Genomic DNA, 16,711 nt, shown 5'->3' on the forward strand with positions numbered 1-16,711 from the left:
GCGCACGGTACGTCGGGGAGTGACGATCCATGGCGAATGAGTCCGTGCGCCGGCGGATCGCCGGTCTGCTCGTCCGGTTCGACCACCACCCGGTATCGGTGCGGTCGGTGGGGGCGGTTGTGGCCGGGCTGTTGTTGTTCGGCAGTTTCCCGCCGCGGCCGTGGTGGTTCCTCGCACCGGCGGGAATCGCGCTGCTCGCCCTCGTATTGCGCGGAACACCCCGGCTGCGCGGCGCGTTCGGTTATGGCCTGCTCGCCGGACTGGGCTTTTTCCTGCCGCTGCTGCCGTGGACCGGCATCTATGTCGGCCCGCTGCCGTGGCTGGCGCTGTCCACCGCCTGCGCGGTTTATATTGGCCTGTTCGGGGTGGCGGCCCGACTGCTCGGCACGCTGCCCGGATGGCCGCTGTGGATCGCGGCGGCCTGGACCACCGCCGAATGGGGGCGGTCCAGTTTCCCGTTCGGCGGATTCCCTTGGGGGCGCTTGGCTTTCGGGCAGGCCGACGGTTGGTATCTGCCGCTGGCCTCACTCGGTGGTGCCCCGCTCATCGGGTTCGCCGTCGCGCTCACCGGCACCTGTGGGACCGCGCTCGTATCGGCCCTGCGGCCGTATATCACCGGTGTGGGGTCGAAGCCGGGAGGGGTGGAGGAAGCGGACACCACGACGACCGCGACCGACGTTGCGGCTGTGCGGCATTCCCGCCTCGCCGTCGCCGTGGCCGCCGCGGGCTGTGTTCTGCTGCCGCTCGCGGGCCTCCTGCTGCGCACTACGCTCCCCGCGCCCCGAGAGGGGGATGCGGTGATCACCGTGGCCGCCGTCCAGGGCAGCGTCCCATGGCTCGGACTGGACTTCAACGCCCAGCGCCGCGCCGTCCTCGACAATCACGCCCGGCGGACCGAACAGCTCGCCGACGAGGTCGCCGCCGGTCTGGTCCCGGCGCCGGATCTGGTGATCTGGCCGGAGAATTCCTCCGATATAGACCCGCTGCGCAACTCCGACGCCGCGGCCGTCATCGAGCGCGCCGTGCGGCGGATAGGCGCCCCTGTCCTGGTGGGCGCCGTCCTGGTGAACGACGATCGGACCACCACGAATTCGGTTCTGGTCTGGACCGCCGACGAAGGCCCCGGTGAGCGACACGACAAGAAGATCGTCCAGCCGTTCGGCGAATATCTGCCGATGCGCGGGTTTTTCCGGCTGTTCTCCCCCTATGCCGACCGGGCGGGTTATTTCGTTCCCGGACACGGCGACGGGACCGTACACGCCGCCGGGATCGATATCGGTGTCGCCACCTGCTACGAGGTGGCCTTCGACCGCGCCTTCAATCAGGCCATGCGGGCAGGCGCGCAACTGCTCACCGTCCCGACGAACAATGCCACCTTCGGCGACAGTGAGATGACCTACCAGCAGTTGGCGATGTCGCGGGTGCGTGCGGTGGAGCACGGGCGGGCGCTGGTCGTCGCCGCGACCTCAGGGGTGAGCGCGATCATCACCGCGGACGGCGCCGTACAGCAGCGGACCCCGCTGTTCGAACCGGATGTGCTGGTCGCCCGGCTGCCGCTGCGGGATTCGACGACGCTCGCCACACGGCTGGGTCCGATGCCGGAACTGGCCGCCGTGGTGACGACCGCGGTCGGCCTGGTGCTCATCGTTACTGTCCGGCGAACCGGCCGACGCGGCCGAACGGGCGTACCCCCCGCCGCCGCCGAGTCCGTCGCATCCTGATCCGCGGGGCCGTGGGCGGGCCGGGTTGCCCACCGTCATCTCGGGTGATCCTCGACGCCGGATGGTGGTCGGCGTCGGTAACGATCATGTAATTTGCCATTCGCTCGCCGATAGCTACTGAAATCGTCACGGTCGGTCGTGTGCGTGATCTTCCGGCCTGCGCATCCGAATATCGTTGTCCGGCATGTCCGTTTTGCGGAAGATTAACCTGTTCGGCGCGGCATATCGGCGATTGCTCACAGCTGTGCAACGATTCCGTATCCGGCCATCCGCTCCCCCGAATGTTCCGAATCATAGGGCGTGGATCAGGTCCTACGTCCGGTGCTTTCTCGCCCGCCGCGACGGTGCTCGGGGAGAAGTGTCAACCAGCGGTAGAACGGAGTGATTGATGAGATCTGTGGCCACCGATCAAATCGGTGCCTTGTCGGCCGGTGAACTATCAGCACAAGCCTTTCCGCTGTCGCCCGCTCAGATGGGCATCTGGTACGCCCAACGCATCCGACCTGATGTCCCGCTCATCATCGCCCAGTCCGTCGAAATCCACGGTGACCTCGATACCGACCGGCTGTTCGACGCCATCGAACGCTTCGGGCGGGAAACGGAAATGGATCTGCTGCGCCTCGTGACCATCGACGGGGTTCCGTACCAGATTCTCGATTCCGAGTCGGAGCCCGCCTTCATCCGGGTCGATCTGCGCGACGAACCCGACCCGTCCGCCGCCGCGCGGCGCTGGATGGACGAGGCCACCCGCGCCCCCTTCGACCTGGAACGCGATCCACTCATCATCAACGCGGTCCTGCGCACCGGCGACCACGACTACGTCTGGTATTCGCGTGCCCACCACATTCTCATCGACGGCTACGGCGCCATGAACGGCAACACCCGCACCGCCGAGGTCTACACCGCTCTCGAGCAGCAGCGTGAACCGTCGGTATCGCGGGCCATGCCCCTGGCCGAGTTGTACGCCGGTGAAATCGAATACCGCAATTCCGACCGGTTCGTCGCCGACGGTGCCTACTGGAGGGAACTACTGGACGGTGTGGGTGAGGTGCTCACCCTGTCCACCGTCGCCAACCCGCCGTCCACCCCCGATCCGGGCCGGCGCCTGGCCGCCACGACGCTCGACGAACGCACCGAGGCGGCGGTGACGGTGGTGGCGGAAACACTGAACGCCTCGCAGCCGAGTGTGTTCGCCGCCGCGCTGGCCTGCTATGTGCGCGCGGTGACCGGCGAGAACGACGTGGTGCTGAGCCTGCCTGTCTCCGCCCGCACGACCGTCGCGTTACGCCGCTCGGCCGGAGTGGTGTCGAACGTGGTGCCGCTGCGGGTTCGATTCGGCGTCGACACCACGGTTCACGACGCGGTGCGCATCGTGCAACAGCAGATCACCGGCGCGTTGCGGCATCAGCGTTACCGGCACGAGGACATCCGCCGCGACTGCGGCCATTCCCGGGGCTCGCGTGGGTTCTTCGGGCCGATGATCAACGTCATGCTGTTCCGCAACAGCCTGCAGTTCGGTGATGTGGAGGGGTCGCCGCAGGTGATGGCGACCGGTCCGGTGGAGGACCTGTCGGTCAACCTCTACTACGGTGCCGGCAACCGGATCCACCTCGACTTCGAAGCCAACTCGCAGCTCTATGGCGAGGCCGAACTGGCGGCCCACCACGAGCGTTTCCTCGACTTTCTGAACCGATTCCTCACCGCCCCGCCCGGAACTCCCGCGTTCGCCCTGCCGGTTATCACCGAGGCCGAACGGCACCTGGTCCTGCGGGCGTGGAACGACACCGCCGTCGAGGCCGCTCCGGCCACTCTGGCCGATCTCTTCACCGAGCGAGTGGCCGCCTGCCCGGATGCCGTGGCCGTGGAATTCGAGGACGAGTCGCTGACCTACCGCGAACTCGACGAGGGCGCCAATCGGCTGGCCCGTCTGCTCATCGCCTGCGGCGCCGGACCGGACCGGGTGGTCGGACTGTGCCTGCGGCGCAGCCTCGAACTGGTGGTCGGAATGTACGCGATCATCAAGGCCGGTGCCGCGTATCTGCCGATGGACCCGGAACACCCGGTCGAGCGGCTGACCCGGATCATGGCCCGCGCCCAACCGGTCGCGGTGCTGGTCGTGGACCGCGAGGGTGTCGCCCTGCCCGACCACACTCCGACACTCGCGCTCGACGGTCTGGACCTGTCCGGGATGGACCCGGCACCGATTACCGACACCGACCGGATCCGGCCACTGCGCGGCGACCACCTGGCCTATGTCATCTTCACCTCCGGGTCCACCGGAACACCCAAGGGCGTGGGTACCGCGCACGGCGCCATCGTGAACCGGCTGCGCTGGATGCAGCACGAATACCCGCTCGACGACACCGACGCGGTACTCCAGAAGACCCCCGCGACCTTCGACGTGTCGGTATGGGAGTTCTTCTGGCCCCTGCAGGTCGGTGCCCGGCTGGTGCTGGCCCGCCCCGACGGGCACCGCGATCCGCAGTACCTGACCGAGATCATCGCGGAAAAACACATCACCACAGCACATTTCGTGCCATCGATGCTGTCGGTCTTCGTCACCGACGCCGATACGCGCGGCTGCACGGGACTGCGCCGGGTGTTCTGTAGCGGCGAGGCACTGCCGGCCGCGACCGTGCGCGATTTCCACGCGGTGCTGCCGGGAACCCGGCTGCACAACCTCTATGGTCCCACCGAGGCCGCCGTCGACGTCACCTACTGGTCCTGCCCACCCGACCCCGCGAGTGTGCCCATCGGCTCGCCGGTGTGGAACACCCGGACCTATGTGCTCGACACCCGACTGCGTCCGGTGCCGCCGGGAGCGGTGGGCGAGTTGTATCTGGCCGGGGCACAACTGGCGCGCGGATACCTCGGCCAGTCACCGCTGACGGCCGAACGGTTCGTCGCCGATCCCTTCACCCCGGGCGGGCGAATGTACCGCACGGGGGATCTGGCCCGTTGGCGCCCCATCGACGACGCTTCCGACGGTACCGCCGGTGTGCTGGAATACCTGGGCCGCACCGACTTCCAGGTCAAGATCCGTGGTCTGCGCATCGAGCTCGGCGAAATCGAGGCGGCACTGCTGGCCGACGACCGCATCGCCCGCGCGGTCTGCGTCGCGCACGCCGGGGCTGCCGGTGATCGGCTGGTCGCCTACGTGGTTCCGGCCCGCGGCGGCGACGGCGAGTCGGCCGGGATCGATACCGAGGCGGTGCGCGCCCGGGTGTCGCGGACACTGCCCGCCTATATGGTGCCTACCGCGGTGATCGCGCTCGACGAGCTGCCGCTCAACAGCAACGGCAAGATCGACCGGGCCGCGCTGCCCGCACCCGCCGACAACAAGGAACGAGTGCGAACCGCGCCGCGCACCGAGACGGAGCGGACCCTCACCGAGATATTCGCCGACCTGCTCTCCCTCGACGAGGTCGGGATCGAGGACGGATTCTTCGAACTGGGCGGTAACTCCCTGGTCGCGGCGCGGGCCGTAGCGCGGATCAATGCCGCCCTGAGCGTGCGGCTCACCATTCGCGACCTGTTCGAGGCGGGCAGCGTCGCCGCGCTGAGCGAACGCCTCGCCGCCGACGGTACGGATATCGTCGCGCCGAGCCTGGTCCCGGTCGAACGACCCGAACGAGTACCGCTGTCACCCGCTCAACAGCGGTTGTGGATTCTCAACCGGTTCGCCGAACACGCCGCCCTTTACAACATGCCGCTCGCCGTCGTCCTGGACGGCAGCCCCGATATCGAGGCGCTGCGCGCGGGCCTGACCGATGTGCTGGAACGGCACGAAAGCCTGCGCACGACCTTCCCGGAAACCCCGGAAGGCCCCTACCAGCTGGTGCACCCCGCCGCCGATATTCCGCTGAGCCTGGAAGCGATCGATGCCGACGGCGCCGATACCACCGCGCTGGTCCGGGAATTCGCCGGCCGCGCCTTCGATTTACGTGCCGAGGCCCCGATCCGGGTGGCGCTGTATGCCACCGATACCGACCGCCATGTGTTCGTCCTGGTGCTGCACCATATCTGCGGCGACGGCTGGTCCATCGCCCCACTGGCACGAGACCTGATGGCCGCGGTGGCGGCCCGCGCCGAGGGCCGGGCGCCGCGGTGGACGCCGCTGCCGGTGCAGTACGCCGATTTCGCGATCTGGCAGCGCGAGCTGCTCGGCGAGGAAACCGATCCGGCGAGCGCGCTCAGCCGGCAGATCGTCTACTGGCGTTCGGAGCTGGCCGGGCTGCCGGACCAGCTCGACCTGCCGTTGGACCGGCCACGGCCCCTGCACCGGTCCACCGTCGGGTCGCGGGTCGCCTTCACCATCTCGGCCGAAACCCGCCGCGAGGCGACCGAGCTGGCCGCGGCACGCGGTGTCAGCATGTTCATGGTGGTGCACGCTGCGTTGGCCACGCTGCTGTCGCGGCTGTGCGGCAGCACCGATATCGTCATCGGCACCCCGATCGCGGGCCGCTCCGATCCGGCGCTGGACGAGTTGGTCGGCATGTTCGTCAATACGCTGGTCCTGCGCACCGCCGTCGATCCCGCCGCCGGCTTCGACCGGATGCTCGACCACATCCGGGAAACCGATCTGAACGCATTCGCCAATGCCGACGTACCGTTCGAGCGGCTCGTGGAACTGGTCAATCCGGAGCGCTCCGGATCGAGGCATCCGCTGTTCCAGGTGATGCTGTCCTACGACAACGCACCCGACCTGCACCTGGATCTGCCCGGGGTACGCACCGAGATCCTGCCGCTGGCCACCGATGTGGCCAAGTTCGACCTCCAGCTGGAGATCCACGACGACGGCACCGACGGTGAACTGCGCGCCGAATTCGGCTACGCCACCGATATTCTCGACGCCCGAACTGTCGAGGCGTTCGCCCGTCGGTTCGTGACCGTCCTGGAGGCGGTGGTCGCCGCGCCACAGCGTCCACTCGGTGATATCGACCTGCTCGATCGGCATGAGCGCGCGAACCTGGTACCCATCGCGGGGGGTCCGGCCGAACCGCCGACCACCCTGGCCCGGATGTTCACCGAGATCGCCGAACGGCTTCCGGACGCCGTCGCGGTCCGTTACGGCACACGCGACACCACCTACCGTGAGCTGGACGAGCGGTCGAACCGGCTTGCCCGGATACTCATCGAGCACGGCGCCGCACCGGAAACGGTGGTGGCGGTCGCCCTGCCCCGCGGCCTGGACTCGATCACCGCCGTCTGGGCGGTCGCCAAAACCGGCGCCGCGTACGTGCCGGTCGACCCCGCCTACCCGCGCGAGCGGACCGCGCATATGCTCGCCGATTCCGGGGCGCTGCTCGGTATCACCGGCCCGGAACACCATGCCGGTCTGCCCGCTTGGCCCGCCGGACGATCCGGTACCTGGCTGGTGCTCGGTACACCGGCTTTCACCGACGCCTGCGCCGCATATTCGGCGGCGCCGATCACCGACGCCGACCGGCATCGGCCGTTGCGCACCGCCCACCCGGCCTATTTCATCTACACCTCCGGCTCCACCGGCATCCCGAAAGCGGTGATCGTCACCCACGCCGGACTGGCCTCGTTCGCCGGTGAGCAGCGCTACCTGTTCGGCGTCACCGACCGGTCCCGTACCCTGCACTTCTCCTCGCCCAGCTTCGACGCCTCGGTATTGGAACTGCTGCTCGGGTTCGCCACGGGCGCCACCGTGGTGGTCGCTCCCGCCGATATCTACGGGGGGCGGGAACTGGCGGCCTTCCTGCGCACCGAACGGGTGACCCATGCCTTCATCACCCCGGCCGCGCTGGCCACCGTCCCGCCGGAGGGGTTCGATACGCTGCACTCCGTCATGGTCGGCGGCGAGTCCTGCAGCCAGGAACTCGTCGACAGCTGGGCGCCCCGGTATCGCATGCACAATATGTACGGTCCGTCCGAGGCCACGGTCGCGGCGACCGTCTCCGGCCCCATGCGGGCCGGGCGGCCGGTGCCGCTCGGGCACCCGGTGCGCGGTATGCGGCTGTTCGTCCTGGACGATCGGCTGCGGCCGGTACCGCCGGGCACACCCGGTGAGCTGTATCTGTCCGGGCCTGGCCTGGCCCGTGGCTACCACGGCCGGCGCGGTCTCACCGCCGGCCGCTTTCTCGCCAACCCGCTCGGCCGTCGCGGGGAACGCATGTACCGCACCGGCGATCTGGTGGTGGTCGAACGGTCCGGGCGGCTGCGGTTCCTCGGCCGCGCCGACGACCAGATCAAGATTCGCGGCTTCCGGATCGAACTGCACGAGATCGACCATGCGCTGCGCGCGCATCCCGGGGTGCGCTCCGCGCTCACGGTGGTGCACACCGATACCCACGACCGGCAACGACTCGCCGCGTATGTGACGGTGGCCGGCCCGGTCGATCCGGCGGCGATCCGGAAAACCGCGCGCGGGCTGCTGCCCGACTACATGGTGCCCGCCGCGGTCACCGTCCTGGACGAACTGCCGAAGACCCCGTCCGGCAAACTCGACCGCAAGGCCCTGCCCGAACCGGTGTTCATCGGGGAATCCGGGGCGGGTTCGCGGGGGCCGGTCACCGAGACCGAACAGCGAATCGCCGAGGTGTTCGCCGACGTGCTGGGGCGTGCGAGCGTCGGTGCCGAGGACGGATTCTTCGATCTTGGCGGTAATTCGCTGCTGGCCACCCGGCTGGCCACCGCTTTGGACGAGCGGTTCGGGGTGGAGTTGCCGGTGCGTGCCGTCTTCGACGCGCCGACCGTCGCCGCGCTGGCCGAACGGATCGCGCAGGCGCCGGCCGTTCGCCGGCTCCCGCTCACCGCTCGTATTCCGCGTCCGGACCGGATTCCGCTGTCGCTGCCGCAGCAGCGGCTGTGGTTCCTCAACCGGTTCGCCCCCGAATCCAATGCCTACAACATCGCTTTCGTCCTCGATATCGCCGGTGACCTGGACGTGGCGGCGCTGCGCGCGGCGCTGGCCGATATCGTCGAACGGCACGAGATACTGCGCACCGTCTTCCCGGAGGACGGTGACGGCGCCCACCAGCAGGTGCTGCCCGCGGACCGGGCACTGTCCGACCCGGAACCCCGGGACGTATCCACCGTGACCGCGGAAACAATACTGCGGGACCTGGCCCTCGGCGGCTTCGACCTCACCACCGGCACCCCGCTGCGGGCGGTTCTGCTGCGCACCGGGCCGGGACGGCATCTGCTCGGTATCGTGGTGCACCATATCGCCGTGGACGGTCGGTCGCTCGGACCGCTGACCCGTGACCTCGCCATCGCCTATACGGCACGGTGTCGCGGCGGAGCGCCGATATGGCCGCCGCTTCCGGTGCAGTACGTCGATTTCGGGCTCTGGCAGCGGGAATACCTCGGTAGCGATACCGATCCCGAGAGTCCGGCCGCCCGACAGCTCGCCTATTGGCGCGATCGGCTCGCCGACCTGCCGGAAGAACTGCCGCTGCCCTACGACCGTCCCCGCCCCGACGTACCCACCCAGGACGCCGCGGTGGTGCGCCGCACGATCCCCGCGCAGGTGGCCCGCGCCCTCGACGAACTGGCCCGTGCCCAGGGGGTCGGCCCGTTCATGGTGTTGCGTTCGGCGTTGGCGGTGCTGCTGCGCGCGGTGACCGGCGGTCGCGATATCGCCATCGGCACCCCGGTCGCGGGCCGCACCCACAGCATGCTCGACGACCTCGTCGGCATGTTCGTCAACACCGTGGTGCTGCGTTCGGAGGTGGACCCCGACCTCGCCTTCACCGCGCTGCTGCGCGCCGACCGGGACACCGAGCTCGCGGCACTGGCCCACGCCGATATCCCGTTCGAGCGGGTGGTCGACGAACTCGGCCGCGATCCGCACATCACCGGCCGCCACCCGCTGTTCCAGGTCGCCTTGACCGTGCGGGATGGTTCGCTGCCCGAGTTGGAGCTGCCGGGACTCACCGTATCCGCCCGGGAACTCGATATCGCGCGCGCCAAATTCGATCTGGAGCTGCGCGTCGGCGAACTCGCCGACGGGGCGACGGATATCGAATTCGTCTACGCCACCGAGCTTTTCGACGTACGCACGATCGAAACCCTGGCCTACCGGTTTCTTCGAGTGCTCACCGCGGTAGGCGCCGATCCCGATGTACCGATCCGCGATATCGACACCCGCACCGAGTTCGAACGTGCCCGGCTCACCCCGGCGCACGGGCCGGCCGGCGGGATACCCCGCACCCTGGCCGCGGTATTCACCGCGACCGCGTCGGTATATCCATGGCGACCCGCGGTCCGCGCGGGGGAGACCGTCCTCGACTATGCCGAACTCGACCGACGGTCGAACCGGCTGGCGTGGATGCTGATCCGCCGCGGACTCGGTCCCGGCGATCGGGTGGCGATGGGACTGACCAGGTCGGTCGACTCGGTGACAACCGTGCTCGCGATCACCAAGGCCGGTGCCGCGTTCGTCCCCGTGGACCCGAACTATCCGGTCGAGCGGATCGCCCATATGCTCACCGACTCCGGTTGCGCATTCGGTATCACCCACTCCGCCCATGCCCAGCGACTTCGGACGGCGGGCGGCGGGGACATAGATTGGCTGCTGTCCGACGATCCAGCGTATTCGGAAGCCGCCGTGAGTGAAGACGCGGTCACCGATGTCGATCGGGTACGTCCGGTCCGGCTCGCCGATCTCGCCTACGTGATCTACACCTCCGGTTCCACCGGGAAACCCAAGGGCGTTGCCGTCACCCACGGCGGACTGTCCGAGCTCGCCGCCGAATTCCGCGACCGGCTGCGCACCGATCACCGTGCGCGCACCATGCATTTCGCCTCGCCCAGTTTCGACGCCGCGGTCCTGGACCTGCTGCTGGCGGTGGGCTCGGGCGCGGCCATGGTCATCGTGCCGCCGGATGTGTACGGCGGCGACGAACTGGCCGAGCTGATGACCCGCGAACAGGTCACCCACACCTTCATCACCCCCGCCGCCCTGGCCACCATCGACCGCGACCGGTGGCCGCTGCCGGACCTGCGCGGCCTCATGGTCGGCGGGGAGGCCTACGGGCCGGAACTGGTGGCGCGATGGGCGCCGGGACGCCGCATGTTCAATGTGTACGGTCCCACCGAGACCACCATCGTGATCACGCTCGGGGAGTTGGACAGCGGCGGGCCGATCACCATCGGCACCCTCGCCCGGGGAACCCGCGCCCTGGTACTCGACGAACGGTTGCGTCCGGTGCCGGTCGGCGTCCCCGGAGAGCTGTATCTCGGCGGACCCGGTGTGGCCCGCGGATATGTCGACCGCTTCGGTCTCACCGCCACCCGGTTCGTGGCCGATCCGTACGGCCCCGCCGGCGCCCGGCTCTACCGCACCGGCGATGTGGTGCGCTGGAACGCCGCCGGCGAACTGGTGTACCTGGGCCGCAGCGACCATCAGGTGAAGGTGCGCGGTTTCCGCATCGAACTCGGTGAGATCACCGCGGCGCTCGACGATCACCCCGGGGTCGGATTCGCGCATACCGCAGTCCGGCGGATGGCCGGCGCCAATCGTATCGTGGCCTTCGTCCGGCCCGCCGACCCGGCCCGGCCACCCGAACCCGAGAGCCTGCGGGCGCATACCGCACAACGGCTGCCCGCGCATATGGTGCCGGCCGCCCTCGCCCTGCTGGACGAGATCCCGTTGACCCCGGTCGGCAAACTCGATATCGACGCCCTGCCGGAACCCCGGCTGTTCACCACCGACCGGACCGGACGTCCGCCCGCCACCGGGACGGGGCGCCTCGTCGCCGAAGTCATGGGCGAGCTGGTGGACGCCGAGACCGTGTTCGCCGACGACAGTTTCTTCGATATCGGCGGCAACTCGCTGCTGGCCACCCGCTTGGTGGCCCGGCTCGCCGCCGCCACCGGCACCCGGCTGGAGGTGCGCACCGTTTTCGCGGCGCCGACGGTGGCCGAGATCGCGGCCCTGCTCGACACCGGTGCCGGACGTGACGACCGGCCGGAGCCGACCCGGCGGGAACGCCCCGAACGGATCCCGCTCTCGGCGGCGCAGCACAGGCTCTGGTTCCTCAACCGTTTCGATACCGGTGCGGCGGAGCAGGGCAGCGGTGGCGCCTACAACGTTCCCGTTGTCCTGCGGCTGCGCGGCGAACCGGACCGGGTCGCCCTGGCCACCGCGCTGCACTGCCTGCAGGAACGGCACGAAACCCTGCGCACGGTCTTCCCGGAGATCGACGGTGAGCCTGCGCAGGTGGTGCTCGGCCCCATCGACGCCGTGGTCCCGCTGGACGAGATCACCGTCCTCTCCGAGGAGGCGGCCGAGACGATCCAGCGGCTCACCGCCCCCGGGTTCGACCTGGCCGCCGAGGTGCCGCTGCGCGCGACGCTGCTCACCGTGGCCGACGCCCCGGATGAATACATCCTGGTGCTGGTGGTGCACCACATCGCCATGGACGGCTGGTCGCTGGAACCCTTGGCGGTGGATATGGCCGCCGCCTATCGCGCCGTCCTCGCCGGTATCGACCCGCGGCCGGAGATCCCGCCGATCCAGTACGTGGACTACACGCTGTGGCAGCGGGACCTGCTCGGCTCCGAGGCCGATCCGGACTCGCCGATCAGCCGACAGCTCGACTACTGGCGTCGCACGCTGGACGGGCTGCCGGAACTGCTCGACCTGCCCACCGACCGCCCGCGCCCGCCCGTTCCCTCCTACCGCGGCGGTACCGTCGGCTGCGCTCTCGATGCGGAGGTCCACCGGGAACTGCACGATATCGCCGCACACCACAATGTCAGCCTGTTCATGGTGCTGCACGCCGTGCTGACGGTGCTGCTGCACCGCATGAGCGGCAGCGACGATATCGCCGTCGGCACCCCGATCGCCGGCCGGGACCATCCGGCCCTCGACCCTCTGGTCGGGATGTTCGTCAACACCCTGGTCCTGCGCACCCGGGTCGAACCGCACCTGTCGTTCACCGCGCTGCTCGACAGCGTCCGCGAGACCGACCTCGATGCCTTCGCCCACGCGGATCTGCCGTTCGAACGTCTGGTGGAGGTGCTCAACCCGGTCCGGTCGCAGGCCCATCACCCGCTGTTCCAGGTAATGCTGTCGGTGCGCAACGAACCGGTGGGGACACTGGAACTGCCGGGTCTGCGCATCGACACCGTCGAGACCGACGGTGGTATCGCCAAATTCGACCTGCAGTTCACGATTACCGAATCCCGCACCCCGGACCGCGAACCGGACGGGATCACCGTGGCGGTCAACTACAGCACCGACCTGTTCGACGAATCCACCGCCGCACGCTTCGGTGACCGGCTGGTCCGGCTGCTGTGTGCGGTCGCCGCGAATTCCGCGTCGGCGGTGGGTGACCTGGACCTGCTCGACCCCGCCGAACTGTCCGCGCTGGTCCCCGTGCGCGGCGCCCGCCCCGACCGGCCGGTCACCCTCCCCGAGGTGTTCGCCGCCGCGGCCGCGGTCGACCGGAAGGCGGTGGCGCTGCGTGCCGGTGACACCGAGATCACCTACGACGCACTCGACCGGTGGAGCAACAAACTGGCCCGGCTGCTCATCGGAATCGGGGTGGGGCCGGAAAGCCTGGTGGCGTTGGGAATTCCGCGATCGGTGGAATCGGTGGCCACCATGCTGGCGGTCTCCAAGGCCGGTGCCGCCTTCGTCCCGGTCGATCCCGGCTATCCGCCGCACCGGATCGCGCATATGCTCTCCGATTCCGGTGCGGCCCTGGGGGTCACGCTCTCGGCCCACCGTGCGGCACTGTCCGGCGAGATCGACACCACCGAATGGCTGGTGCTCGACGATCCCGAAATCCGTGAACAGGTGCTCGAGGCGGCCGCCGATCCGATCACCGATCGGGAGCGGATCGTCCCGTTGCGTACGGGACATCCCGCCTATGTCATCTACACATCCGGTTCGACCGGAACCCCGAAGGGCGTCGTGGTCACCCACGGCGGCCTGTCCAATTTCGCCGCCGAAACCGCGCAGCGCTTCGAGGTCCGGCCCGGCAGCCGCGTCTTGCACTTCGCGACACCGAGCTTCGACGCGGCCATGTTGGACCTGCTGCTGGCCCTCGGCGGTGCGGCCACCCTGGTGGTCACCCCGCCCGGTGTGGTGGGCGGTGCCGAACTGGGCCGGGTCCTGGCCGGTGAACGCATCACCCACGCCTTCATCACCACCTCGGCGCTGGGCACTGTGGACCCGACCGGTCTCACCGACTTCCAGAACGTGCTCGTCGGCGGGGAAGCGCTGCCGCCGGAACTGGTCAACCGGTGGGCACCGGGCCGCCGGTTGCACAATGCGTACGGCCCCACCGAGACCACCATCGTCACCGTCATGTCGCCACCCCTGCGGCCGGACGGGCCCACTCCGATCGGGGCGCCGATCCGCGGTGTCGACGTCTGCGTCCTCGACGCCCGGCTGTGGCCGGTACCACTGGGTGTCACCGGGGAACTGTTCCTCTCGGGCGCGGCGCTGGCGCGTGGCTACCACGACCGGCCGGGACTCACCGCACAGCGGTTCGTCGCCAATCCCTTCGGCAAACCGGGGGAGCGGATGTACCGCACCGGCGATCTGGTGCGCATCCTGCCGTCCGCCGACGGCGGGCCGGGCGCCATCGGCTATATGGGCCGTACCGACCATCAGGTCAAGATCCGCGGCTTCCGGATCGAACTCGGTGAGATCGACGCGGCGCTGGCCCGGCACGACGCGGTGGAGTTCTCGCTGACCATCGGACACCGCACCGCGGCCGGCGCGACGGCGCTGGTGTCGTATGTGAAGCCGAGAGCGGGCCATACCCCGACCCCGGCCGAGCTCACCGCCTACCTGTCGGAGTTGGTACCGAACTATATGGTCCCACAGTCGATCATGCCGATCGACCGGGTGCCGCTTACGCCCGTCGGTAAGCTCGACCGCCAGGCCCTGCCGGAACCGGTGTTCGCCGGCGCCGAAGGCTATCGGGCGCCCACCACCCGCACCGAGACCCTGCTCTGCGCGGCATTCGCCGAGGCGCTCGGGGTGGAACGGGTCGGTGTGGACGACGGGTTCTTCGAATTGGGCGGCAATTCGCTGCTGGCCACCAAGGTCGTGGCGCGGATGCGCGCCGACGGTATCGACCTGCCGGTGCAGTTGATGTTCGGCGGTTCCACGCCCGCCGCCATCGCCGCCCGGCTCGACGCCGGGTCCACCGACGATGCCATGACGCAGGCACTGGCCACGATCCTGCCGCTGCGGCCGGTCACGGAAACCTCGGCGGCCCCGCTGTTCTGCGTACACCCCGCCATCGGGCTGGCCTGGTGTTACTCCGGTCTACTCGCGCATCTGCCCCCGGATCGGCCGGTCTATGGCCTGCAGGCGCCGCATGTGGCCGGACATCCCGGATTCGACTCGATCGCCGCCGCGGCCGACCACTATGTGGCGCATATCCGGTCGGTCCGGCCGCATGGGCCCTACCACCTGCTCGGCTGGTCATTGGGCGGTCTGATCGCGCACGAGATCGCGGTGCGCCTGCAACGGGCGGGTGAACGGGTCGCGCTGCTGGCCATGATGGACAGCTACCGGCTCTCCGACGAACTACTGGATCGGGCAATGCCGAGTATCGCCGAGATCGTCGGTGAATTCGGCGCCGACGTGGTGTCCGACGGCGGCGAACTCGATCCCGACATGAGCCTGGGCGACGCCGCCGAACTCCTTCGTGCCCGGCCGGGTCCGTTCGCCGCGCTGACCGTCGAGCACCTGGAACGGCTCTATGCCGGATACGCCGACGGCACCGTTGCGGCGCACGGTTTTCGGCCGGGGATCTACGAGGGCGACCTGCTGTTCTTCACCGCCGCCGCCGACTCGGTGAACCGGGAGAACCGTGATCGCAGCGCCGGTAGCTGGCAAGGTCATATCACCGGCCTCGTGCACGAACACCCGCTGCCCTGCACCCACGCCGAGATGACCACGCCCGACGCGCTTGCGGTGATCGGTCCCATCCTGTGGCGGCACCTCGAGGAAAAGGAGACGGACCGGTGAGTCTGGCGGTGAAGATTCGCAACCTGGTCAAGAACTACGGTCGGGTACGAGTGCTCGACGGCATCGATCTCGACATCCCGGCGGGTACCGTGATGGGGCTGTTGGGACCCAACGGTGCCGGCAAAACCACCACGGTGCGTGTTGTCACCACGCTGCTGCGGCCGTGTGCCGGTTCGGTGCGCGTCGCCGGGGTAGACGTACTCGCCGACCCGGCGGCGGCGCGGAAACGGATCGGTCTGTCGGGTCAATACGCCGCCGTCGACGCCAATCTCACCGGATACGAGAACCTGCGTATGGTGGCACGGCTCTACGGCATGTCGCACCGGCAAGCGGCGGCCCGCGCTCGGGAACTGCTCACCGCGTTCGGTCTCGACCACGCGGCGCAGCGGCCGGCCGGTACCTACTCCGGTGGCATGGCCCGACGTCTCGACCTGGCCGGGGCCTTGGTGGCCCGGCCGCCGGTGGTTGTCCTGGACGAACCCACCACCGGCCTCGATCCGCGCGCCCGCCTCGATATGTGGGGTGTTATCGGAGATCTGGTGAGCGACGGCACCACCGTGCTGCTCACCACCCAGTATCTGGAAGAAGCCGACCGGTTGGCCGACCGGATCACCGTGATCGACCGCGGTCGGGTCATCGCCCGCGGCTCCGCCGACGAGCTCAAGACCTCCATCGGCGGGGATCGGCTCACCGTCACCCTGGCGACCGGTCAGGAACCGCAGCCCGCACTGACAGTGCTGGCCCAGGTCGGAATCGGTGAGCCCACCCATGAACCCGGCACCGAGGACGTGTCGGTGGTGGTCGGGGATGGTTCGCGCACCATGGTCGAAGCCCTGCGCCGCCTCGACGACGCGGGGGTGTGCGTCGTCGACGCCTCCGTGCACCGACCCAGCCTGGACGACGTCTTCCTGTCCCTCACCGGCACCACGGCCACCCCGCTGCCCGAGCCGGACACCGACGATGTACCCGAGGAGATCATGTCGTGAGTACCGCCGACACAGCGGTCCGAAAGGAAACACCC

Annotated in this window: 3 protein-coding genes; all 3 read left to right on the top strand. The window is 69.1% G+C overall.

Features of this window, described 5'->3' with window-relative positions; translation table 11 throughout:
- Positions 1-29 precede the first annotated feature (29 nt).
- The 3 genes from lnt to ON20_RS12245 all read left to right on the top strand — a co-directional run bounded on the left by lnt (position 30) and on the right by ON20_RS12245 (position 16,676).
- A complete protein-coding gene (gene lnt, locus ON20_RS12235) occupies positions 30-1,721 on the top strand; it encodes an apolipoprotein N-acyltransferase (protein WP_051162296.1) in 1,692 nt (563 codons plus the stop codon).
- A 388-nt stretch (positions 1,722-2,109) separates the two neighbouring features.
- Positions 2,110-15,690 (top strand): non-ribosomal peptide synthetase, encoded by a 13,581-nt coding sequence (locus tag ON20_RS12240; protein ID WP_083864874.1) that lies wholly within the window; start codon positions 2,110-2,112, stop codon positions 15,688-15,690.
- Positions 15,687-16,676, top strand: a complete 990-nt coding sequence (locus tag ON20_RS12245; protein WP_040835393.1) for a daunorubicin resistance protein DrrA family ABC transporter ATP-binding protein — start codon at positions 15,687-15,689, stop codon at positions 16,674-16,676. Before ON20_RS12240 ends, ON20_RS12245 begins: the two co-directional genes overlap by 4 nt.
- The last annotated feature ends 35 nt before the right edge of the window (positions 16,677-16,711 follow it).

The sequence above is a fragment of the Nocardia brevicatena NBRC 12119 genome (assembly GCF_000308495.1).
Taxonomy (GTDB): Bacteria; Actinomycetota; Actinomycetes; order Mycobacteriales; family Mycobacteriaceae; genus Nocardia; species Nocardia brevicatena.